The sequence below is a fragment of the Streptomyces sp. TSRI0107 genome (assembly GCF_001905845.1).
Taxonomy (GTDB): domain Bacteria; phylum Actinomycetota; class Actinomycetes; order Streptomycetales; family Streptomycetaceae; genus Streptomyces.
Genome location: NZ_LIVZ01000021.1, coordinates 59759 through 81242 on the forward strand (window position 1 = coordinate 59759; position 21484 = coordinate 81242).

Annotated in this window: 19 protein-coding genes; 7 read left to right on the forward strand and 12 right to left on the reverse strand. The window is 67.4% G+C overall.

Annotated elements, in window-relative coordinates:
* Positions 1-84 precede the first annotated feature (84 nt).
* Positions 85-408: a hypothetical protein gene (locus tag AMK31_RS37555; RefSeq protein ID WP_073945229.1), complete on the forward strand. Its 324-nt coding sequence runs from the start codon at positions 85-87 to the stop codon at positions 406-408.
* 183 nt (positions 409-591) lie between these two features.
* On the forward strand, positions 592-1143 hold the full coding sequence (locus AMK31_RS37560; RefSeq protein ID WP_073945230.1) for an ATP-binding protein: 552 nt from the start codon (positions 592-594) through the stop codon (positions 1141-1143).
* Positions 1144-1930: 787 nt separating this feature from the next.
* Here the strand turns inward: AMK31_RS37560 and AMK31_RS37565 are convergent.
* Positions 1931-2212, reverse strand: a complete 282-nt coding sequence (locus AMK31_RS37565) for an SHOCT domain-containing protein (protein ID WP_073945231.1) — start codon at positions 2210-2212, stop codon at positions 1931-1933.
* 141 nt (positions 2213-2353) lie between these two features.
* Between AMK31_RS37565 and AMK31_RS37570 the strand changes: the two genes are divergently transcribed.
* Positions 2354-2977: a hypothetical protein gene (locus AMK31_RS37570; protein WP_073945232.1), complete on the forward strand. Its 624-nt coding sequence runs from the start codon at positions 2354-2356 to the stop codon at positions 2975-2977.
* Here AMK31_RS37570 and AMK31_RS39420 read toward each other — a convergent pair.
* Positions 2902-3450: a barstar family protein gene (locus AMK31_RS39420; protein ID WP_241842859.1), complete on the reverse strand. Its 549-nt coding sequence runs from the start codon at positions 3448-3450 to the stop codon at positions 2902-2904. The two genes, AMK31_RS37570 and AMK31_RS39420, sit on opposite strands and share 76 nt — an antisense overlap.
* 225 nt (positions 3451-3675) lie before the next feature.
* Positions 3676-4008 (reverse strand): glyoxalase superfamily protein, encoded by a 333-nt coding sequence (locus AMK31_RS37580; protein ID WP_073945234.1) that lies wholly within the window; start codon positions 4006-4008, stop codon positions 3676-3678.
* An 89-nt stretch (positions 4009-4097) separates the two neighbouring features.
* Here AMK31_RS37580 and AMK31_RS37585 point away from each other — a divergent pair, with 89 nt between their 5' ends.
* Positions 4098-4670, forward strand: a complete 573-nt coding sequence (locus AMK31_RS37585) for a TetR/AcrR family transcriptional regulator (protein ID WP_385312688.1) — start codon at positions 4098-4100, stop codon at positions 4668-4670.
* 1136 nt (positions 4671-5806) lie between these two features.
* On the opposite strand, the gene AMK31_RS37600 is transcribed toward AMK31_RS37585, so the two are convergent.
* From AMK31_RS37600 to AMK31_RS37640, 9 genes are all read right to left on the reverse strand, one after another.
* The gene (locus AMK31_RS37600) at positions 5807-6655 is read right to left on the reverse strand and encodes a helix-turn-helix domain-containing protein (RefSeq protein ID WP_073945238.1); all 849 of its coding nucleotides are present in this window, start codon (positions 6653-6655) and stop codon (positions 5807-5809) included.
* Between the two features lie 15 nt (positions 6656-6670).
* Positions 6671-7195: a DUF6879 family protein gene (locus AMK31_RS37605; RefSeq protein WP_073945239.1), complete on the reverse strand. Its 525-nt coding sequence runs from the start codon at positions 7193-7195 to the stop codon at positions 6671-6673.
* Positions 7196-7754: 559 nt separating this feature from the next.
* Positions 7755-12194 carry a peptidoglycan DD-metalloendopeptidase family protein gene (locus AMK31_RS37615; RefSeq protein WP_073945241.1) on the reverse strand — a complete coding sequence of 1480 codons (4440 nt, stop codon included), beginning with the start codon at positions 12192-12194 and terminating at the stop codon, positions 7755-7757.
* Positions 12195-13181: 987 nt separating this feature from the next.
* Positions 13182-13787 carry a DNA primase gene (locus tag AMK31_RS37620; RefSeq protein ID WP_073945266.1) on the reverse strand — a complete coding sequence of 202 codons (606 nt, stop codon included), beginning with the start codon at positions 13785-13787 and terminating at the stop codon, positions 13182-13184.
* Between the two features lie 702 nt (positions 13788-14489).
* Positions 14490-14831: a hypothetical protein gene (locus AMK31_RS40590; RefSeq protein ID WP_143204304.1), complete on the reverse strand. Its 342-nt coding sequence runs from the start codon at positions 14829-14831 to the stop codon at positions 14490-14492.
* Positions 14832-14843: 12 nt separating this feature from the next.
* Positions 14844-15689 carry a hypothetical protein gene (locus AMK31_RS37625; protein WP_073945242.1) on the reverse strand — a complete coding sequence of 282 codons (846 nt, stop codon included), beginning with the start codon at positions 15687-15689 and terminating at the stop codon, positions 14844-14846.
* A 591-nt stretch (positions 15690-16280) separates the two neighbouring features.
* A complete protein-coding gene (locus AMK31_RS37630; RefSeq protein ID WP_143204305.1) occupies positions 16281-16871 on the reverse strand; it encodes a hypothetical protein in 591 nt (196 codons plus the stop codon).
* Between the two features lie 410 nt (positions 16872-17281).
* Positions 17282-17851 (reverse strand): hypothetical protein, encoded by a 570-nt coding sequence (locus tag AMK31_RS37635; RefSeq protein WP_073945244.1) that lies wholly within the window; start codon positions 17849-17851, stop codon positions 17282-17284.
* A gap of 405 nt (positions 17852-18256) precedes the next feature.
* On the reverse strand, positions 18257-19747 hold the full coding sequence (locus AMK31_RS37640) for a recombinase family protein (RefSeq protein WP_073945245.1): 1491 nt from the start codon (positions 19745-19747) through the stop codon (positions 18257-18259).
* Between the two features lie 48 nt (positions 19748-19795).
* Between AMK31_RS37640 and AMK31_RS37645 the strand changes: the two genes are divergently transcribed.
* From AMK31_RS37645 to AMK31_RS37655, 3 genes are all read left to right on the forward strand, one after another.
* Complete coding sequence (locus AMK31_RS37645) at positions 19796-20353, forward strand: DUF4865 family protein (RefSeq protein WP_274535997.1); 558 nt, start codon at positions 19796-19798, stop codon at positions 20351-20353.
* A gap of 194 nt (positions 20354-20547) precedes the next feature.
* Positions 20548-20730, forward strand: coding sequence for a DUF1272 domain-containing protein (locus tag AMK31_RS37650; protein WP_073945246.1), 183 nt, complete (start codon positions 20548-20550; stop codon positions 20728-20730).
* 72 nt (positions 20731-20802) lie between these two features.
* Entirely contained in the window at positions 20803-21387 is a 585-nt protein-coding gene (locus AMK31_RS37655; RefSeq protein WP_073945247.1) for a TetR/AcrR family transcriptional regulator, read from the forward strand.
* Positions 21388-21484 lie beyond the last annotated feature (97 nt).

The following is a 21484-nucleotide window of genomic DNA, read 5'->3' on the forward strand; positions in this document are numbered from 1 at the left end:
GGCGCGGCAGACTGCACCGGGGGCGGGGCCCACCGCCCCGGCGGGGCACCGGGCGACCCGGGTACGACAAGGGGGCTGCAAGGCATGGCGGAGCCGGAGTTCACGGCCACGGGCGTGCGGATCGGCAAGCGTATGCGCTCGCTCACCCGGGCCGGACAGGTCCGGATCAGCGGAGGCCGGCTGGAGCTGTTGACGAGCTACGGCAGCGAGATCGACAGCGCGCCCGTGCAGGCGGTGCGGGCGTCGCGGCCGTGGTTCGGCTCCGAGGACCGGGCGCTCGCCGATCTCAACGGCAACCGGTACCTGCTGACGCTGGGTGAGCACGATCCGGCGCCGGGCGAGCCTGGGCCGCCCGCGGCGCGCCGGTTCATCGAGGCGGTACGCCGGGCGGCGGGGCGCGACGGCTGAGATGTCCGCGAGTTGCGCCGTGGCACCCCCTGGGTCACGCTGTTCTCACGTCACTCTGGGTTTACCGGCGATAACGCTGCGAACCAGCCCGCCGGGCACGACAGCAGGCGGCCCTTTCACTCAGGCGCCCTGCTGGATCCGAACTCCGTGTTCTTCCGGACCTCACGTCGGGGAGTCGCAGCCGTGATCAGTTACCCAAGCAGGCACTGCACGGTGGAGCTCCAAGCCCTGCCGTCGCGGATCGGCCAGGTCCGCAGAATCGTTTCAGCGCAGTTGCGCTACTGGCATCTGGATGCCCTGATAGACCGAGCCGCGCTCGGTGTGACAGAGCTGCTCACCAACGTCCACCGCCATGCCCAGCCCGACAAGATGTGCACCGTGGAGATCGAGCTGCTGCTCGACCGGCTCAAGGTCTCGGTGCGCGACCACGACCCCCGTCTCCCGGTGGTCGAGGACGCCGCGTCGCTGGCCACCTGTGGGCGCGGGCTCGCCATGGTGGCTGCCGTCAGCGAGAGTTGGGGCGCGCGGCCGGACGGCGATCAGGGGAAGGTCGTCTGGTTCACCCTGCCGGCGCCCACCCCCACGCGGAGGACACCGGCACGTCCACCGCTCCTCACGACCCCCGAGGCGCCCGTGCGCCGCTTCCCGGAGGTCGAGCCCGTCGCCCGCGTGGAACGTCCCGCCGACGCGCGCCGGCCCACACCCACTCCCGCCCGGTCCGCCGTTCCCGGCTGACCGGGCGGTGAGGGGGCGGTTCCTCGCGGGGTGCCGGACCCCCGGGGGGCGCTTCTTGAGGGGTCGCTCCTCGGGGTGCCGGGCCTTGAGGTGCCGGGTCCCTGCGGGGCTGCCTTTCGACGGGCTGCTCGTGGGGATCCGTCCCCGGGAGATCCGCTCCGCGCGGGGCGATCCTGGCGGGCCACTCCCCCAAGGGGCACGTTGCGTGAAAGGGGCTGCTGAGAGGGACAGCCCGCGAGGGGTGTCCCGCGAGGGGTGTCCCGCGAGGGGTGTCCCGCGAGGGGCGTGCGACGAGGTACGGCCTGCGAGAGGTACGTCCGTGAAGGGCGAACACGAGAGGTACGGCCTATGAGGGGAGGCCCGCGATCGGCGCTCGGCGAGAGGTACGTCCCGCGAGGGGTTCGTCCGGCAAGGGGTGGCCCAAGAGGTAGCCCACGCGGGCACCCCGCGAATGGCGCTCGCCGAGAAGTACGTCCCGAAAGGGGTACGACCGCGAGGGGTAAACGGCTTGCCCGCAAGGGCCGAGCCCCGAGGGACCGTCCTCCGAGGGCCGGCCTACATAGGGCCGCCCACGAGGCGCCGTCCACAATGGCGCCGTCCCGATGGCGTCACCCCACTACGGGCCGTTCTCCGCGGAGTTCGCCCTGAGCGGGTCCCCTCGGGGGCGCCTCGAACAGGCCCCCGACGGGTTCCCCCAACAAACCCCCCGACGGGTCCGCCCCGAGGGGTCGCCCCGGTGGAGCGGGGCGGGTGGAGGCGGTGGCCTCCCGGTGGCTGGTTGTCGCGGTCATGTTGGGCCGCCCTTGCCGGTACGGCCGAACTGCTCGTCCAGGACGGACAGTCGGCGCCAGTACTCGTCCTCGTCGATCTCGCCGGTGGCGAAGCGGCGGCCGAGGAGGGCGATCGGCGAGGTGTGGTCGACGGCCGGCCGCCAGGAGCCGCCGCGTCCGCGCCACACGGTGCGGCGCAGCAGGGTGATCCCGCCGATCACGACGGCCGCCCACATCAGCGGGAAGAACAGGATCCACGGGCCGGGACCGCCGTCGCCGAGGTGTGCCAGGGTCTGCATCGCGAGTCATCTCCCGAGTCGATTCGTCCGGATGGGACGCCTCAAGCCTGGCTCGCACCAGGGACCCGGGTCGTCGTACGGCCGACGGCACCGCGCATACCCCGCCGGGAGTACCTGCGTGAGCCATGTCAGAGTCTTCGCATGTCCAACGGCATCGCCTACCCCGTCTTCCGTACGCCCGATCCGGCACTCGCGCTGAGCGTCGCCCGTCGGATGGTGGCGTTCGGCGTCCAGCCGTATTCCGAGGTGTCGGTGGAGGCCGAGGTGCCCACCCTGGCCGAGGTGAGGCGCATGCTGGACGTGCTTCCCGGGGCGTGGTTCACGAGCCACACCGCACCATTCCATCTGGACCCGGCTCTGGCCCGCTCCATCCCAGACATCCCCGACATGCCCGATGGGGACATTCCCCGCGACCTCGCCCGGGTGGCGGAGTTCCCGCCCTTCACCGTCTCGCTGCCGGACCAAAAGGTGGGAAGCGTCGAGGACCGCTTCACAGCCGCAGCCGAACGCAGCCCGGCCGCGGTCCACTGGACCTCTTTGTCCTGGCCGGCGGCGCCGGTGCACGACCTGCACGGTGAGGGCAAGCACGCCGAGGTGACGCTCCTGCTCAACTGCGACTCCATCGAGCTCGACGCCCCCGCCGACACGCACTTGGTTCTCGTCCACGTCCGTCGCCGCAACCGGGACGGCTACGAGGACCGCATGGCGCGGTGGCTCGCCGAGCAGATCGGGCAAAGGGTGATCGGTCCTCCGCAGGAAGGCTGAGGCCGACGGTCTCCCTGTCGCCGGGCCTGGTCGGGTGCCTCCGGTCGCACGGGCTCCTCGAAGGAGGAGAGCCGGCCGTCCGGATCCTCCACGACGTCCGCCAGCGCGCGGCGTGCGACCTTGGAGTCGTGCCACGCCAAGGTGAAGGGCGGGACCACTCCGAATCCACCGCCCAGGCAGTCTTTGAAGGCGTTCCACTCCCGTCCGAAGTAGCGGCCGGGCCCGAGCAGAGCCTCGGCGATGGCGCAGTGCAGCCCGGGAACGTCCGTGACGAACCGGCCGTCGAGATGGTGCTCACCGCCGGACCGGTCCGGCTGGGGCACGGGCACCCGCCAGGCTCGGGTGGTGAGGTCCAACCACTCGGCCCTGCCCTGCGAGTCGTACGGCGCCGACAGGTCGGGCTCCGACGGCGGGCCCTGATACCGGCACCGTGGCGATCCAGCACCAGGAGATCGGCCCAGCCCCGTGACCATCGACGTGGTCGCTGCGTCCCTACGAGCAGGGGTCCCGCAGGCACGCAGCCGATGAGCTCCACGGGAACGGGAGCCGGGTCCGCCCGCGGCTTGAACAAGCCGTCCACGGCCGAGCACCTCCCCCACAGCTGTTCCATGCCGTCTTCGTCCTCCACCCGGCGTGATCCAGCAGCGCCGGTAGCTCCGTCCCGGTCGCCGGTCGCACTGTGATGGGCGTCGCGGCGCTCACTCGGTCGGTGTCCCGACGCGGAGACGGTTGCCGTCTGGGTCACGGAGCTCCACTTCCCGTGCCCAAGGGGCCTCGGCGACCGGTACGCCGAACTCGGCGGCGATCTCGTCCACGTCCGCCACCCGCAGGTAGACGAGCGTGTCCGGGCGGGCGTCCCCGGTGTGCTCCGAGAGGAACAACCGCACGCGTCCGCGCGCGACTTCGACGAAGGCGGGCAGCTCGGGTGCGAAGCGGTGCTCCCACTGCGGGCTGAAACCCAGTCGCTCGTACCAGCGGACGGCTGCGGCGGCGTCGGCCACGCGGAGGATCGGTATGACTTCCTCTTCCATGGCGTCATGATCACAGAAAGTCAGGTCGCGGACAGGCGGACGCGCGACAAAGCTCGGCTTCTGTAACTACTGGTATGTACACTCCCCTCATGACCACCTCCGAGCGACTGATCCAGTCCACCCGCGAGCTGCTCTGGGAGCGCGGGTACGTGGGCACCAGCCCCAAGGCGATCCTGGAGCGCGCGGGTGCCGGGCAGGGCAGCATGTATCACCACTTCAAGGGCAAGCCGGATCTCGCGCTGGCCGCGATCCGGCGGACCGCCGAGGAGATGCGGGCCACCGCCGAAGGTGTCCTGGGCGGGCCGGGGACGCCGTACGAGCGGATCGTGGGGTATCTGCGGCGGGAGCGCGATGTGCTGCGCGGCTGCCCGATCGGGCGGCTGACCATGGACCCGGACGTCATCGCCAGCGACGAACTGCGCGCGCCCGTCGACGAGACGCTGGACTGGCTGCGGGAACGGCTCGCCGGGATCGTCGAGGAGGGGCAGCGGCGGGGCGAGTTCGCGCCCGGGCTCGACGGTGAGGAGATCGCGGCGGCGATCGTCGCGACCGTCCAGGGCGGTTACGTCCTCGCCCGCGCGTCCGGTCTGCCGTCCGCCTTCGACGCGGGCGTGCGCGGACTGCTCTCCCTGCTCGCGCCGCCCACCGCGCCGACCGCCTGACCACCCACCGGGCCAACCGCCTGACCACCACACCGGCCACCGGACCACCCGCCGGACCGATCGCCGGCCCGGCCACCGAACCTTCCGCCCGAGGAGGCATCCGTTGCACGCCATGCAGTACGAGGTCACCTTAGCTGCATGGACACCCTTGCATGCACTTTAGCAGCCCCGCTGACCTGCGAGAACGAAGAAAGCCCCGCCCACCTCCACGGGGGAGGAAGTGAGCGGGGCTACGTACCGCCCGCACCCTCTGCGGATCGAGGGTCGGCACCGGGCGGGGTTCTCGTCCCCGGTCGAACGGAGCAAGCAAGCCCCGGGGACGAGGAGGAAAAGGACGCTAGCGGGGGCTGTGGAGCGGCACCGGGCCGACCTCACCGGCGGTGCCCAGCCCCCGCCGCGCCCTCCGCAGACGACGCACGGGCGCCGGCTGCGGGTCTACGGGCACTGGCAGGTCGCCAGTGGCAGGAAGAGCACTGGCCGGACAGCCCACGTGACCCGAGTGGGGCCGTTCGTGATCGTCACCGAACACGGCTCATTGCGCAGCAGCGCCCGGCGCGTGTCGATGCGGCTGTCCCGCAGCCACTCCCAAGCCTGATCGGAAGCGTCGGCGTCCAGAGCTGACGAAATGGTGCGGAGCGCGATTGCTATCCACCGGTCAGCACGCGCCGGCGAGTAGGCGCCGGTCGATCCGTGTAAGACCGGCTCCTCCTCCGGATTATTGAGGTCTTGCGTCCAGCACTCACACCAGAAACCAGGCTGCACGGTCACGGATGCCGCCAGGGCATTCATCGCTCGACGCCCCACATCGGAACCGAACGCCGGGCCCTGAGGAACGCGTCGCGCTTGTCCTCCTCCGTCGCCAACTGGACCCACCTCGGGTTGACGGTCCATTCGCGACCGCCCCCGAGAGGGCGAAGGCAGTAACTGTCCCCCTCGACGCCGCGGAACTCCCCGATCAGAGTCCGGCACACGTCGACCATGACCGTTCCGACGGCCGGTAGCTCTTCTGGCTTCGGGCGCGGCATATCCCCTCCTAATCCCTGCATGTGATCACCCACTGTGCGCGGAATGGCTGACGTTGAAGCTACGGACTGTCACAGGAGCGATGCCACAGAGTTCTACGGAGTTCTATCTATTCACCCAAGGGCGTCGATGGCTGCTGTGATGCGAGCGCGGGCACCAGCGCCGTAGACGGCCAACTTGGAGAACTCTCCGAAGGCTTGCAGGTACTGCCCGACCTCTGACGGGGCAGTGACATTGACCTGCGCCGTCAGCAGCTCCACTTGTGCCTGAGCCTCGTCGTAGACGCTGAACGTCTCCAGCATCCACATCCGCCGGTCGGCAGTGAACGGGATGACTCCTAGCGAGACGGACGGAAGTGCCATGATCGACAGCAAGTAACCCAGTTGGCCGGCCATCACTGCGGCGCCTCCAACGCGGTGCCGGAGCACTGCCTCTTCGACCAAGAGCGCGAACCTGTGGTTGCCTTCGCGGATGACGCGCGAGCGCTCCATACGGGCTTGTACGGCCTCCGCTACGTCGTCAGGTGTCCCTCGGAAAGCCGCGATGGAGCCCAACAGTGCCGTCGCGTATCCGTCGGTCTGGAGTATCCCGGGGACCACGTTCGAGCAGTAGATCCGAAAGGTTTGTGTCCGCTCGAAGAGCGGCACATAGGACTCCTGCAACCTTCGCAGCCCCGTGCGCTGCAACCGGCGCCATTCGACGTACATGGAGTCCGCTGTGCGGGAGGCCGCAATAAGGTCTGCGGCCAACCCGTCAGCGTCACAGGCACGGCACCATGCCCGGATGTCACCGTCTGACGGAGGTGTGACAGCGTTCTCCAGTCGCGAGACCTTTGAACGCTGCCACCCCGTGCGCGCTGCGACGTCCTTACCCGTTAGACCGGCGTCCCGGCGGATCTCCCGGAGCCGGTCGGCCACGGCTTTGCGAGCTGACTGGACGCTTGATGATGGCGACGTTGGCATGCGCTGTGTTGCTCGTCAGATCCTGTAGTCCTCGTGCGGCGTCGCCCTGCTCCAGACGCCTTCGAAGGCGTCGGCGCAGAGCTTCACCACTGCCGGCTCCTCGGTGACCTCGTCACCCAGGTAAGCCCCTTCACCAGAGAAGTAGCCGAACCGGACGATCCGGTCGTCAAAGACCCAGAAGTCGTTACCGGGCAACGCCAAGTCGGAGGCATTCCTCCGCGATAGCCACCGGATCTGTTCGCCAGCGGCGACGTTGGTGAACGTGCCGTCGTACAGGTAACGGGTGTACTCACTCACAGGCTCGGAGACGATGCGGGCGCGACGGATGACAACGCCCCGCGCAACCGTCTCCGCAACCATGTCCAGCCACGGCCGCCACCACGTCGAACGGTCGTCAGGGTCGGGGCGGTAACCGGACTTCCACGCCGCTACGCGGGGTGCCTCGTCCGGGTCGTCGTAGTGGTCGCGCATCTCCAGGTGAACAGCCGACCGACGACAGCCGGCCAGTAGCTCACTGAACGGCGGAGCGCTCCGCAGCATCACATGCCTCCCTGATGGCGGCGACCATTCGCATGGGGAGCCGCACGACCTCTTCGTTGTCGGGGATCGGGCCGGTCGTCAGGCAGTCGGCGCGAGTCGCATCGTCGACCTTCCAACCCTGCATGACGAGTTCCTGCCGTTCCTCGTCGACCCATACCGTCGGACAGTTTGCCCCGTCCGTGTTTGGGTCCTTCGCGATAAACCGTAGCGGCATAGCTGCTCATACCCTTCTGCGGGTTCTACAGATGTCTACGACCCTTCCGCCCGCGTGGGCGCCCGTCAAGACCGCCTAGAGCCACCCTGCGTGACGCATGCGGCGCCGCCACGCCTTGCCGTGGCCTGGCGTGCAGTACTGCCGCACCCTCCCGGCGCCGGGCTTCTGCTCCACGTCGGCGCCGCACTGCGGGCAGGTGACGGACTGGCTCTTTGCTGGCTGACCAAGCATGAGTGCTCCTCCTAGAAGTCCTGGGAGCGCCCCGCCAACCCTGTCGGCCGGCGGGGCGCGCGTAGTGAAGTGTGCGAGTCGCCTCTCCGTGGCGGAGAGGCGACTAGGTGTGCGTCAGACCCAACGGCCGTTGTCGAGGGAGCGTGCACTCTCGGCGTCGTAGACCTCGATGCGCTGGTCGACGAATCCGCCAACTTCGCGGCCGTCGAGGTACGTCTTCGACTCGACGTTAACCGTCACCGTCCCGCCGCTCTTGGCGGCGCGGATCTCCGCCCACTGGTCCGACGTCAGCACCGGCTCAGGCTTGCCCGTCCCGTTGGCGACGAGGGTCATACCGGGCTGGAGGTATCCCCCGTCGTCATAGAGGAACGGCATGGGGTCGATGGTCCGTCCGTTCCGTCGCGCTTCGAGGTGGAGGTGTGGGCCGGTGACGTTACCCGTCGCACCGACAGCGCCGATCGTCTGCCCGCGGGTGACCGCCTGGCCGACGGTCGTCGCCATTCGGCTCATGTGGGCATAGAGCGACGCCAGCCCGCCCCCGTGGTCGATGAGCACGTGCCGCCCGTATGGGCCGCCGCTAGCGGCCGTGACGACGCGTCCCCTGTCCACCGCGCGGATGGGCGTCCCCGTGGCGGCGGGAAAGTCCAAACCGGTGTGACGCCCGCTGGACCACATCGAGCCGGCCACGCCGAAGCGCGTGCCGAAGGGAGCGTTGACGGGCCTCGCCCACTGGCCGTTCCCCAGGGGGCCGGTTGCGCCTCCCCCGCCTCCGCCAAGGACGAAGGAGACGATCTTGTCCTTCAGGTCACCGGCCATCTTCAGCGGGTACTTGGCGAGTACCTTGCCCATCTGAGCGACGCCGAGGTGTTCTGCGACGTCGCCGAGAATCGGCTTCATGAGCGAATCCCAGATCTTCGAGGGATTCGTCAGGAGGTCCGCCGCTGTCTTCGCCCAATCAATGCCGGTATCAATGGCGGAACCGACCTTGCCCGTCGTCCAGTCCCATGCACTTCCCAGGGCACCGACAACACCACCGTCGGCGAACTTAGGAACGCCGGGCATCTCGCCTGTGCGGTTTAGGTGTTCGAGGTTGCCGTATCCGATTTTTTGGGCGCTGTCCGTCTTGACGACGTACTCCCCCGGCATAAGCCAGGCTCGGACGCTGTCCTTACCGGGGATCCCACCGAAGACACGGCCTCCGGAGGCAAATTTCGGGTCTTCTTCGAGCAGCTTTGGTGCGTCAGGAAGTTTGTCGAGGCCAACAAACCCGGCTACCTTATCCCAGACGGCTTTAATTCCGCGCGTGTACACCCATTCCACGATGAAGTTAACGGGGGCGGCAGCGATACCGGCTACTTCGTCCCATGCAGCCTTGATTGCCTTTTTCGCATCGTCGAAGGCGTCACCGACGAGCCCGACAGCCTCTTTGATTGTGTCGAAGGCAGGCTTAAGGCCCTTGCCCCACAGCCAGTCTGCGGCTTCGCTGATGAAGTCGAACGCTGGCTTTACCGCGTGATCGTAGAGCCAGACGAATTTATCGCCGACCCACTTGACGCCGTCCCAGATAAATCCGAACAGTGGAGTAAGGGCTTCGTTCCAGAGCCACGCGATCTTTTCGCCGATCCAGTCAGCGGACGGCTTGACAGCGTGATCATAGAGCCAGACGAATTGGTCGCCGACCCATTTTATGCCTTCCCAGATGTTCGTGAAGAACGGCGACAGGACGTAGTCCCATACCCATGTGGCGAGCGCCGCTATCAAATCCCAGGTGGGTTTGAAGCAGTCTTCCCACAACCACATGATCAGCAGACCAGCAGCCTGGATAGCCAACCAGAGCGGCGTGAGGAGTACCGTTACGATTACCGCGACGGCCGTCCGGACAATTAGGGATATCGCGTTCCAGACGGGGACGACCACCTCTTGCCAGAGCCATACGAAGGCGTCGCCAACCCACTTAATGGCATCCCAGATTCCTTGGAAAACCGGCTGGAGGACTTTCTCCCACGCCCATTCCGCCGCCCCCTGGATTCCCTCCCACACTGCCGTGACGATGTCGCGGAACCATTCGAAATGATCCCACGCGTACTTCACGGCGAGAGCCAGCGCGATAAGCCCCAGGATGACGGCACCGATGGGGTTCATCGCCATCGCCATAGCCCAGAGACGGGAGACGATGAAGAGGGCGTAGATCGCGTTGACGGCCCATGACGCGTTCTCAGAAATCCAGCTAATGGAGTCAGCGATGTATCCGAAGATCGTCAACAGGAATCGTGACGCAGGCTCCAGCGACTTCGCAACGTCAAACACCGCGGAGAAGATGTCACCGATGGTTTCAGCGACGAGAGGTCCGACGTCGCTGGCATAGCGGAGGAAACTCTCGAACTCCGGCGACCCCTGAAGTCCTGTCCCCCATTCGGCGAAGCGGCCGGTGATGTCCTGCATGCGCTGAGAGATGGAATCCATGTGCGGGAAGAACGCGTCAAGAATTCCAGCCATGCCCTTGAAGACATTACCGAAGGCGGTGCCCATGCCGACAATGGCCGGCTGAGCGCTCTCGACGATTCCCGTCTTGAAGCGATCCCAGAAAGGATCGCCCTTCAGATCCTCACTCGCACGGTCCATCAATTCGTTAACGGCGTCCGCGGATTCCTCGACGAGCGGCGTCAGGCCCGGCAGGGCGTTTTTCGCACCGTCGACAAACCGCGTGAAGATTGGCAGGACATCGGGCTGAAGCGACGCCGACCACTCTTTGAACGCCGCCGAAAGGCCGTCCGGACCGGCGATGCTGTCGTAAAGGTCGCGCTGTTCCGGCGTAAGCTTCGCCAGTGCCTCGCGGAACTCGTCTGCCTTCGTCTTCGCATTGGCCGTGGTGTCGATGCTCGACAGGCGCGCCGACTCGACGCCCCGTTCCGCAGTCTCGATGGACTCCGCCGCCTGGACCTGTGCTTGGGCCGCGTTGTCCACGGCGTCAGCGAGGTTGCGCTGAGCGTCGGCCACAGACTGAGCGGCGTCGACCTGTGCTTGGGCCGCGTCACGCTGCGCGTCGACCAGGGCCTCCGCCTGGTCCCGGACGTTCTGCTGAGCGTCGGCCACAGACTGCGTGGCGCGCTGAACGTCTTCGTTGCCCTCGACGCCGGCCTTGTGCTGCTCCGCCGCCGTCTGCTGGAGGCGGCGGTACTCCGTCGCCTGATCCCGCTGGTTCTGGACTGCCTGGTCGTAGGCAAGCTGCGCCCGATCGCGCTGGAGGTCGGAGGCCGTCGGGTCGGCGAGGGTCGCTTGCAGCTCCTCGTAGGCCTCCTGTACGCGGAGAGCGGCCTCCCGCTCATCCAGGGCGCCGGAGGCAAGACGGGAGTTGAGGTCTTCGAGTTGCTGCGCCGCGTCCCTACGAGCCTGCGTGAGGTCTTCCTCCGCCTGGCGGGACGCCCGCTTAGCGTCGGCGAGCGACTGCTCCGCGTCCTCGACGCGCTCCGCAGCCTGTTCCCGCTGCTCCATAGCACGGATGGCCGCCTGCGCGACGGCGCGCTCCGCGTCCTCCACCTGGCGGTTGGCCTGTGCGATAGAGCGGGCGGCGTTGCGGTGCGCGGCCGTGAGCGCCTGTTGTGCCGACGCCATCTGTAGGGCTTGCTGAGCGGCCCGGACGTTGGCGGCAGCGCTCTTGTCCGTCGCGGACGCCGCCTCCTTCTCCGCCGCGTTCTTCGCCTGGATGACGCCAGTCACGCCCTTGATGGCGGGAACGGCTGCTAGGGCGAGCGCACCGACGCCGGCAGCAGCAACGAACGCAGCCGACGCGATAGCCCCGATGGCTGCGGCAGCGACCGGGATGACGGGGAGTGCGGCTACGGCGCCCAGTGCGATGCCCAGTTGCAGTAGCGCCGCGTGAGCTTGCGCGGTGTTCGCGCGGACCCGGACGGTGACGTCGTCGCGGTCAATGTCATTGATCTGCCGCTGCATCGCGGCGAGTTCGGCGCGGGCCGTCGCGATGTCGGCCCGGACCTGGATGTTCGGGCTACGACTTCCGAGCCTCGCCAGTTCGGCGTCAACTGCTTCTATCTCAGCGAATGCGGTTGCGGCGTCAATATCAACGCCTATGCGTTTTTCACTGAGTGTTTCCATGCGGGCGCGAACACGTGCTAGGTCCGCGTCGAACCCCGTTGTACTTAGTCGAACATCAGGCCGCGGAAGAGAACGGAAAGCAACCTGTAGGCGATTCCTGAACGCCCTTCCAAAAGCTCCCGCGTTGTCGTCACCGGCTCGCGTTGACGCCGTTCTCGCGGCTCGTCCGCCCGTTGTGACGGCGTTTGGAATGGCCGTCGCTATCTGACGAGCCATGGCTTCGCCGATTGCGTCGCCTAGGTCGTCGCCGACCCTCTGCCCCTGGCCGGCGAGGCTCGCCCGCATGGTCTCCGCCATGCGCTCCCCGAGCTTCTGACCAGCGTCGATGCCGACCCTGTCAGCGATGGGAAGGACCGCGGAGCTTAGCTTGCGGTGGAAGTTGGGGACGATCGGGACGACATCGATCGCCGCTCCACCGACGATGTCCAGGTCCGTTGCCACGTCAAACGCCCCCGTTCATTGCGGCATACTCGGCGGGGTGCGATCGGAGATCCAGCAAGCGCGCCATAACGTCGAGCCGTTCAGCCTGGCGCTCGACCGTTGGGGAGAATTCGGATTGCGCAACAGTCAATGCCGCGTCAGTCCACGCCTTACATTCGGGACTGCAATACGCGAAAACCTCTAGCTCTCCGGAATCCGTCAGGGTGGGCATAGGGGCGAATGAGCATCCAGGGCGGAGGCATCTAGTTGGGTCGCGTGGTGCCATTGGGGCTGCTCCAGGGCATGAAAAAGGGCCTCAGCGCATAAGCGCTGAGGCCCTTGACGGGTTAACGGCTACTGGTAAGAGATCAGGAGTCTGCCAACTCTGGCAGCCCAGGGCCGCGGAGTTCGTCGTCGGGGGTGAGGATCGTCTCCGGTTCGGTCGTGTCGCGCCTACGGCGCTTCGCAGGGTCCTTCGGGGCGGGTCCACGGCCAGCCATGCGTCCTCCCTCCAATTCGCGCGCCTGATGGGCGCGTTGACTGTGCGTAACGTCGCTGCTACCGTGGACGTGTTAAGTCCCTGTGTGTGTGCCCCTGCGGATTCCGTAAGTGTGGCGCCCCAGGCACCCCGCTTCAGACTCCGACGGCTGCGGCAGGGTGAGGACCCCCAACTACGCATAGCGAGGGAGCAGGCTTAGTCGCGCTAGCCGCGCACCCACGAGACTCTGAGTCGTCGGGCAGGGGATCGGTTTTGACCAAGGAATGTCATTGGTCAGACCGAGCCTGCCCTTCGACAGCCGGACTGACCACTCCAACAAGTGAGAGGCTTAACGGTCCGGATGGAACTCTATGGGTGGGCTGCCGTGGCAGTGGCGTTCATCGGAGCCCTCGCCTGGATTCTCGTCACAGCACTGAAGAAGGTTCCCGCAATCTGCCGAGAGGCGAAGAAGGCGGTACGCGCCGTGCGGGACCTGCGTGACGAGATCAGGGGGGCTCAGCGGCCCGAAATCACGGCTCCGCAGTCAGTTGACACACGACGTCACTGACGTCCGCAAGAACTGACGGGGCGTTGCCATGTCGGCGCCCCGTCATTGCGATGTACCGGCCCGTGCCGTAGATCTCAACGGCCGTACCGTCGGGGCGCCGGATCTTCCGTCCCTGTCGGACGTCAGCGCGACCCCAGATATGCAAGCCGTCGCCGGACGGGGACACCTCTACGTAGGTGGCGCCCGCGTCGCGGAGGATGGCTGCGGCCCACGGAGCCACACGGCCCGTGAGCGGGTTCAAACAGTGGTCCAGGTCAAGACAGACCACGTCGTCGACGTCGGAGAGGACGAATCCCAGTCCGACGCCGGCCGTCGAGGAGACGGCTTCCTTATGCGTGCTCCACGTCCGCGAGTCGGTCGAGGAGGCCGCCATGCCGGCAACCGTCAGCGGGACCTTCTTCGCGTCGCGGCGGACCCACCTGTCGCGGGTCGTCAGCTCGTTCGGAGTCGCGTCGTTCTTCGCCGCACGGTGCGCGGCAACACGGCAACGGGTGGAGCAGAAGCGGGCGCGGTGCGAGTGCCGCGCTCCCAGGTGCTCAGCGCACCACTCGCATTTCCGTGTGTTCATGGGGCCCATTCTAGTGCGGCCGGTAACGGTAAAACAATGCCTGACCAGGCAGTTTCTAAGATTCTGTGTGCGCGGATCGCTGTGCGCCCGCCTCTCGCTTCGGGGTCCAGATCACTCCGGCGGGCCGACGTTCGGCCCTCCAGCGGGCGCCTGTGGACGCCTGTGCGGCACCCCCCAGACCCGTACAGACAGCGACGCCCAGCACCTTTACGGCCTCCTGATCTTCCGGTTCGAGTACACCCCCCTGGGTAGGGCTACAACCTCCGCAGGCGGGCCCACTGTTGTAGTATCGATACGCCAAGATGACGTCAGCAGTGCTGGCCGCCGAGTCCAAGTCGTCTGTAGCTAAGGCACCGATCCAGACAGTGTTGGATCATCCCGCGAAGACAGCACATCAATATCAGTTGGTCTTACGACCTCAACGGACCGTCACGACAGGCGGACGCAGTGAGCGCGGGCGCTGCGGTATGGCAGGCAAGCCGTCTGCCTCGTTGGGGTTCGTGCTCTCTGAGCGCCCTCCATGCAGACGGCTACTCGTCGTCGTGGAGGAATTGTCGTGTCGACCATTCTCAGCACCCTTGGTCTCGGTGTACTTGCTGGCTTCGGTCAGCACATTGCTAGTGCTGTCTGGCTACGCCTCCGCCGTGGTTACACACGGCTCCGCCTCTGGTGGGTGTCGCGTCGGGGCTAGCTCGACCTCCCTCAGTGGTTCTCGATCACGTAGTCGTTCTCGGCGAACGGGTTGCGGTTTGCCCGGCCAGGACGGGTCGGTTCCCGTCGGCCGTCCTCGTCGATGCCGTGGTCTGCTCGGTACCGCGCGGCTCCTGCGGCAACGCCGGAGCCGGTGCTCGCGACGTCGGGGCCACGGTTGCCGCCGGAGCGCGGCGCAGGCGGAGCGGGAGGTGCCGGGGGCGCGAACGCACTCAGGAACGCGTTTGCATCCGCGCTCAGTTCTTCTGGGGTCTCGCCGCGCAGATATGCGCACATCGCGGGCGTGAGCCCCTTGGGTTCGCCGGCCGCGAGTTGTTCGGGCGTTGGTTCCATGTCGCCTCCAGGTCAGTACGAGAGTTGGGGGGTGCGCTCCGCACCAGTGGGCTTGGGAGCGGGAGGCTCGGAGATGATGCGCTCGCGTGGCTGCCACCTCGACGAGTCCGTCACGGAGTCGTCAGGCTCGCCGATGTCGGGCGCGTCCTCCGCCTCCAACGCGTCGAAGCTCGAAGGCACCCATGCGTCGCTGTGGTTGGCCAGGTAGACGAGGTAAGGCACGTCGTAGTGGCCGGACGTCATGGCGCGGAGGATGTCCGCAGGGACGTCGCCGGGCTGGAGGCCGGCCACCTCGAAGTGGCCCGCTGTGCGGAGCTGCTGGAGTCGCTGGCCGTCGCCAAGCGGGCGCAGAGTGCGGTACTGAGCGTCGCGGATGGACCGCAGACGTCCCAGCATGGCCGTCAGACGCTTCCAGGCGTCCGGCGCTTTCCCGCCCTTCTCGATGGCCTCCTCTGCGCTCAGGGCGCCCTTCAGGTCGGGTACCACCTTGCGGACCTCCGCCAGGAACTCCCCAAGCCGGTCGCCCAGCGCTTCGAGCGCCGTCTCCGCCTCGGTCTCCCGGAGATAGTCGAGGTGGTGGCGCAGGCTCGTCACGGCCTCGTGGAGGGCGATGCGCTCCGACTCGACCTCCAGGGCGTCACGGTAGGCAGTAGCGGCCCGCGCGCCGATATCGTCGGGGAAGGCTGCACCCTCCCGCGTCGCCTTGACAGCTTCAGCGATGACGGCACGCCGCGCCGCGTCCGGTCCGGGAACGTCGAATAGCGCCGACTTGCGCGCCTCCAGGGTGCGGAGCTGTCGCTCGCAGTGCGCGACGGCCGGAACGGTCGCCCATGCGGCGTCGTAGTCGATGTTGGTCATGGTCAGTCCTCCGTGTTCGGGAACGACGAAGGGCCCTGCTCACGTGGAGTCAGGGCCCTTCGGAAGTGCTCAGCGCGGGCGGCGTATCGCTGTCGCATGCGCCGTCGCGCCGGCTCGGGGTTGCGTGCGTAGGCCTCACGTCGTCTGGCGTTGTAGCACCACAGACAGTGCGGGCGTGTTCCACCTCGTCCGGCGGCGTCGAACGGCCAGTAGTCCAGGGTGACGGGGAACGACTCCCCGCAGGTCCGGCACGGCCGTGAGCCGGGGGCCGGTACGTCAAGAGCGCGCATGGTCTCACCGTCCGTGGTGTTCGCTCTATGGCTCGAATTTTGGGCATGGAAAGACCCCTACCGTCCGCGGAGTAGCGGCGTGGAGCGGCACGGCCACGAAGGGGAAACCGGCGCTCGACACGCTCCCCGAAGGGACACAGGCGGTAGGGGCCTTAGGCGTGACGTCGGAGGAGAGGGCGACGTCACGCGGTTCGTGGACCGTCAACGGCTAGGCACTCTGGGGCCGGAGATCGCACGAAGTAGAGGGGAGAGGGAGGGGCAGCTCTACCCTCCCCCTTCCCTATGTACGTGCGCACAAGCGTCAGGCGGCGTCGCTCTCGTCTGCCCTCACAGCACGCATGCGCTCACGGTTGGCCGTCCGGCGTCGCTCCGCCTTACAGACGTCGCCGCACAGCCGGCGCCACTTCCGGCGCTGCGACGCGGGACGCCGCTGCGTGAACTCCTCCCCGCACTCGATGCACGGGCCGCGCCACTCCTTGAAGTCGCCGACGACAGTCACTTGCCCGCCGTCGGTAGGCCACGACGGTCCCTCCGTCGCCTGCGCCTGCTGCTCCGCGAACCGTCGGGCGATGTCCGGATCAACGCGGACCGTCACCTCTCCGACGTAGGGCGGGACGATGTCCACCTCGCGGCCCGTCGGCCGACGTCGAAGCGGGCGCTCCTCGTCGACCACTGACACGTCGTGCCAGTCCTCGAACTGCCGCTCCCCGAACTCCTCGTCGGGGACGTCGTCGAGCGGGTCGTGCCCGGACAGCCCCCGCCATGGTGAACGCCTCCGGGAGACGTAAGCGTCGTGATCCGTCTCCAGCTCCAACGCCAGGTAGCGAAGCTCCTCCACCTCGTCCGCCAGGCGGGTACGCCGGCGAATGGGTGCACCGTTGTCGTCGTACAAGTCTGCCCCTTGATGTGAACGAGGGCGCACCCCTGTGCGCCCTTACATCTCTGTAATGGGGGAATCAGCGGTAGATGTGGGAGTGACCCGGATCACGCTTCGTCGGCCACGTCCAAACTTCGCACCAAAGTGCCAAACCGAAGGGTATTTCCAAGAGGCTCTATAACACGTTAGGAGGAACCTGGAACACACCTCTATTTTGTCCAGTCTGACCTAGATAAGAAGAGATACATCAAGAAACCGCAGGTCAACGGGGACGTGCGCGACGGAGGCGCCCCTCGACGGTTTGACCGCAGTCTGTCCAGGTTCGACACCGGGGCGGCGTGGAGGATGTCGACGAGGTGCCCACAGCGCGACGAAGCCCGCTCCCGAGCGTTCTCGGGGCGGGCTAACCGTCAGGCGGGGAGGGCTCAAGCGGTGACGAGGACGTTGGGGAGCGTCAGCCGGCGGGAGAGGTCCGCGCACGGGGGGCAGATCGACGTGGTCCACCCTTCGTCGGTGCGGACCGGAGCGGCCTCCGGGTCATCCGTCCAGCAGTGGCCGCAGACCGTGTTGATCGGGTACTCGTCGATCTCGTGCGCCCAGAGGACGCAGACATCGGTGCACAGAGCCTCCGCAGCCAGCGCGGCCGACGGGAAGGACGTTGCCCAGCCCTCAGCGAGCACCACGGCCTCGTAGTCCCCCGGGTTGTAGTCGCGGTGGAGGGCGACGACGGTGGGGAAGCGGAGGCGGTCGCTGACGTCACAGGCGAAGGCGGTGAGGTCGGCCAGGGCGTCAGCAGTGCTCGTGTTGCCGACGACGAGGACAGTCGGTCCGTCGACGCAGGGCACGCAGGCGAACACCTGGCAGCCGTCGACGACGCCGACGGGGCGCATGCTGCGCTCCTCGTCGGCGCAGACGACACAGGCAATGCCGTCGAGCTGCGCGGGGGTGAGGGCAGCGGGGTCGATCTCGATGCCACGAACGATGATGTCTGCCATGCTGGGACCTCCAGTGATGGAGACAGAGGGCCCGTGCATCCGCCAAGATCTCGCGGGCCCTTTGCCTTGCTTGCGTCGGGGTGTAGCCACACCTTAGGCAGAGGTGTAGCTACACCGCAACCCCTTTGGTGTAGCTACACCCCTGATAGGGTTCTCCCATGCCCAACCAACCGAAGACACCCGTCAGCCGCTTCCGTATCGACGCCGAACTCTGGCAGGCATTCGGGGACGCAGTCCCTGAGGACACGGACCGCTCAGACGTCCTGCGGCGCTTTGTGGCGTACTACTGCCGACGGCCAGGCGCGAAGCTGCCTGAACGTCCACCTGCGGGGTCGTGGAGCACTCCGCCGCAGGCATGATGAGAGCCCCCTCCTCACCGATCGGAGGGGGCTCTCTCGTGCGCGGCTAGCGCTCAGCCGGCGTCGCCCACGTGATGACGCAGCGCTCCTCGCCCACGAACGGTTTGCCACGGACACCACGCGTGACGGTGACCTTGTCGATGGCGAGCCGGATTAGGTCCCGCCGCATGGCGTCATCTGCGGCGTCCCATGCTGCTTGCAGCATGTCCAGGTCGTCGAAGAACGTTAGGTTCACGGCGCCGCCGAACTCGGATGCCTTGTTCTCTGCCGCGACGAGGTCCGCCTCCGCCTCTGCGACAAGGCGCGGATAGAACCGCCCCATGGCTCCGTCGTAGATGCCTGCCTTCCGGTCCTCCGCAAGCCTCTCTAGAGCTTTCTCAGCGGCCTTCACGGCTGCCAGAGCCTGACGGTGCTCCTCCGTCTCCTCGGGCTTCGTGAGTGCCACCCAGCGCTCAGCGACAGCGATCATGAGAGGGTCGGCGCTGTCGAGGTCCGCTTTCAGCACCGCCCCGAGCCATTCTGAAAAGATGTATGCCTCGATGAGTGACCTCATAGCCGATGCCGGCTCTGCGCAGGGCTTACCGACGGTGTAGTTGTAGCAGCGATACGAGCGCCCATGGATCGCCGTACCTCCCCCGCAGCTCGCACACCGCAGGAGGCCTGACAACAAATGCTTCGGCTTACCCCGCTGATATTCGGGCGCCACTGGGAGGTGCCCCGCCACCGCTAGACGCGCCCGCTTAACGAGGGCCGCAGGCACGGGCTCTACGCCGTCAGCGAGAACGGAGACCCGCTCACCTTGCTTGTTTCGGAAGGGGGCGGAGCGCCCGCCCTTTGTCAGTGCTACCGCCTGCCATCCCTCATACACGGGGCTTTGGATCATGCGATGGATCGTCGACCCGCCCCAGTGCTTTCCGTCAGGCGACGGCACTCTCTCACTATTTAGTTCCTGCGCAATTGTCCGCGCTGACTTTCCCTCGGCCGTCGCCTCGAAGATGCGAACGAGCGTCGGCCACGCTGCCCCGTGCCGGAGCTTTCGCGTCTCTGCGTCCGCCACTTCGAGGCCATAGGGCGCGGCGCCCAACCATGCGCCCTCTTCCCGTTGCTGCTGTTTCGTGCCGCGAACCCGATGTGAGAGAAGGGTTGAGTACTCACGCGCTTCCTCAACCCTGTTGATGATGTCTCGACGGTCCCGGGGGTCGGCGGAGTCAAGACGCTCGTAGTCGAAGACGATTCGCTTCCCCTCGTCGAGGAGAGGGATTACGGCTCCCGCCCCCTTGCGCGAGAAGCGGTCGGCCGCGTAGCACCACAGTGCCGGTACCTCGTCAGCGAGAAGCGCGCCGATGGCCTTGTCGAACTCCGGGCGTACCGTGTCTGTGTACGCACTCAGGTTGTCGGCCCATACCTTGCGGACGGTGTAGCCGTTTTCGTCAGCCCACCTGCGTCCCCGCTGCTCCTGTGCGCGGAACGTGAGCGCGCGTTCCCGCTGACGCGTGATCGCCGACTTTCGCAAGTACAGGTCAATCTCTTGTGTCACAGGCCCTCCCCTGCACGGAATGCTACATGCAAGGGTGTCTCGTCTGCCTTGCCCGCCGACTACGACATGGATGTCATCCGCGCCCGGGTGGCACGGCTCGGGCATCTCCTCGACGACTGGGAGGGGCTGGGCTTCAAGGCGTATCTGATGCGCGAGCGCGGGGTGCAGGGCTCGCCGGTCAACCAGTACGCGCCGTTCTACCTGTGGAACACCGTGCAGGGCATGAACGCCTTCCTCTGGGGCGGCGGTTTCCAGGGCCTCAGCAACGATTTCGGGCGGCCCGCGGTCCGCCAGTGGACGGGCCTCGCCTACGAGGAGGGCGGCGCCGCCGGGGCCCCCGCGCGGCTCGCGGTGCGGGAGCGGCGGCCGGTGCCGGAGGGCGCCGTGGCCGGTGAGGTCGCCGGGGAGGCGGTGCGCGAGGCGGCGCGGCTCGCGGCACAGGAGGGCGCGATGTGCGCGGCGGCGGCCGTGGACACCGGACGCTGGGAGCTGGTCCTGTTCTCCCTCTGGGCTCACGACTCACCGGCGGCCGACGGTGACAGGTTCCAGGTCCTCCATCTGTCGGCGCCGGAGCGGGCGCGACTCCCGCGCGGCCGGCAGTGGTGACCGGGTCCACACGGTCCTCAGGGACGCGCCCCCCGGGGAACTGGCTGCGGGCGTTCGCCGTCGACCGGCCCCGAGCGGCGTCTGGCCCGATCCTGTCGATCTCTGTCCCACCGGGCCGTTCAACGGGCGGGCGTCCGCCCGCAGGATGGGGGCCACGGGCCACGGGGGTCCGGACACCCGGAGGGGGACGGCTCATGGCCCTGGAGATGCGCGACCGCTGCGAACGCTGTGAGACGGCGGTACTGCCGCCCGACGGAGCGGCCCTCATCTGCTCGTACGAGTGCACCTTCTGCGGCCCGTGCGGCACGGAAATGCACGGGATCTGCCCCAATTGCAGCGGCGAGCTGGTCGCCCGGCCGCGCAGGATCGCTTCCTGACGGTTGCTCACTTGCTCGCGGCCGGACGGCCTTTACTTGACCGGTCGTTCTTGAATCGCCTAGGGTCAGGGCATGGCGAGGAGCAAGGAATTCGATCCGGACGCCGTCCTGCAGTCGGCACTCGAACTGTTCTGGCGGCGAGGGTACGAGGCGACGTCCATGGCGGACCTCGTCGACCACCTCGGCATCGGACGCGCCAGCATCTACGCCACCTTCGGCAACAAACGGGAGCTCTACCTCAAGGCGCTGGACCGGTACGGCGAGTCCCAGAACCCGCTGCTCCTGCGTGAACTGTCCCAGCCGGGGCCGGCCTTGCCCGCCGTGCGCACGGTGGTCCGGCGGTTCGCGGCGGAGGCCGCCGACGAGTCCCGCCGGTCGGAGGGCTGCTTCATCACCAACACGGCGGCCGAGCTGGCCCCGCACGACACCGCGGCGGCCCGGCGGGTGGAGTCGAGCTGGGAGCACCTGGAAACCCTGCTGCACTCGGCACTGGTGCGCGCCCAGGCGCAGGGCGAGCTGCCCGAGGAGCGTGATCCGCGGGCGCTGGCCCGGCTGCTGCTGGTGCTGCTGCAGGGCCTGCGGGTGGTGGGCAAGGCGTCCACCGACCCGGCGCGGGTGCGCGACGCGGCGGAGCAGGCGCTGGCACTGCTGGACTGACCGGATCACCGTCCGCACCTGAAGCCGATCGCCATCGGGGATTCCTTCACCCGCGCCGCGGGCGACCGTTTCCGCTGCCCAAATACTTGACCGATCG

Coding starts and splice junctions, on each gene's coding strand:
- AMK31_RS37605 (WP_073945239.1), bottom strand. CDS start 7,195: ATGCTGCGGAGCGCTCCGCCGTTCAGTGAGCTACTGGCCGGCTGTCGT.
- AMK31_RS37600 (WP_073945238.1), bottom strand. CDS start 6,655: ATGCCAACGTCGCCATCATCAAGCGTCCAGTCAGCTCGCAAAGCCGTG.
- AMK31_RS37655 (WP_073945247.1), top strand. CDS start 20,803: ATGGCGAGGAGCAAGGAATTCGATCCGGACGCCGTCCTGCAGTCGGCA.
- AMK31_RS37580 (WP_073945234.1), bottom strand. CDS start 4,008: ATGGAAGAGGAAGTCATACCGATCCTCCGCGTGGCCGACGCCGCCGCA.
- AMK31_RS37650 (WP_073945246.1), top strand. CDS start 20,548: ATGGCCCTGGAGATGCGCGACCGCTGCGAACGCTGTGAGACGGCGGTA.
- AMK31_RS37620 (WP_073945266.1), bottom strand. CDS start 13,787: ATGAACACACGGAAATGCGAGTGGTGCGCTGAGCACCTGGGAGCGCGG.
- AMK31_RS39420 (WP_241842859.1), bottom strand. CDS start 3,450: ATGGTCACGGGGCTGGGCCGATCTCCTGGTGCTGGATCGCCACGGTGC.
- AMK31_RS37625 (WP_073945242.1), bottom strand. CDS start 15,689: ATGACCAACATCGACTACGACGCCGCATGGGCGACCGTTCCGGCCGTC.
- AMK31_RS37555 (WP_073945229.1), top strand. CDS start 85: ATGGCGGAGCCGGAGTTCACGGCCACGGGCGTGCGGATCGGCAAGCGT.
- AMK31_RS37585 (WP_385312688.1), top strand. CDS start 4,098: ATGACCACCTCCGAGCGACTGATCCAGTCCACCCGCGAGCTGCTCTGG.
- AMK31_RS37570 (WP_073945232.1), top strand. CDS start 2,354: ATGTCCAACGGCATCGCCTACCCCGTCTTCCGTACGCCCGATCCGGCA.
- AMK31_RS37635 (WP_073945244.1), bottom strand. CDS start 17,851: ATGGCAGACATCATCGTTCGTGGCATCGAGATCGACCCCGCTGCCCTC.
- AMK31_RS37565 (WP_073945231.1), bottom strand. CDS start 2,212: ATGCAGACCCTGGCACACCTCGGCGACGGCGGTCCCGGCCCGTGGATC.
- AMK31_RS40590 (WP_143204304.1), bottom strand. CDS start 14,831: ATGGAACCAACGCCCGAACAACTCGCGGCCGGCGAACCCAAGGGGCTC.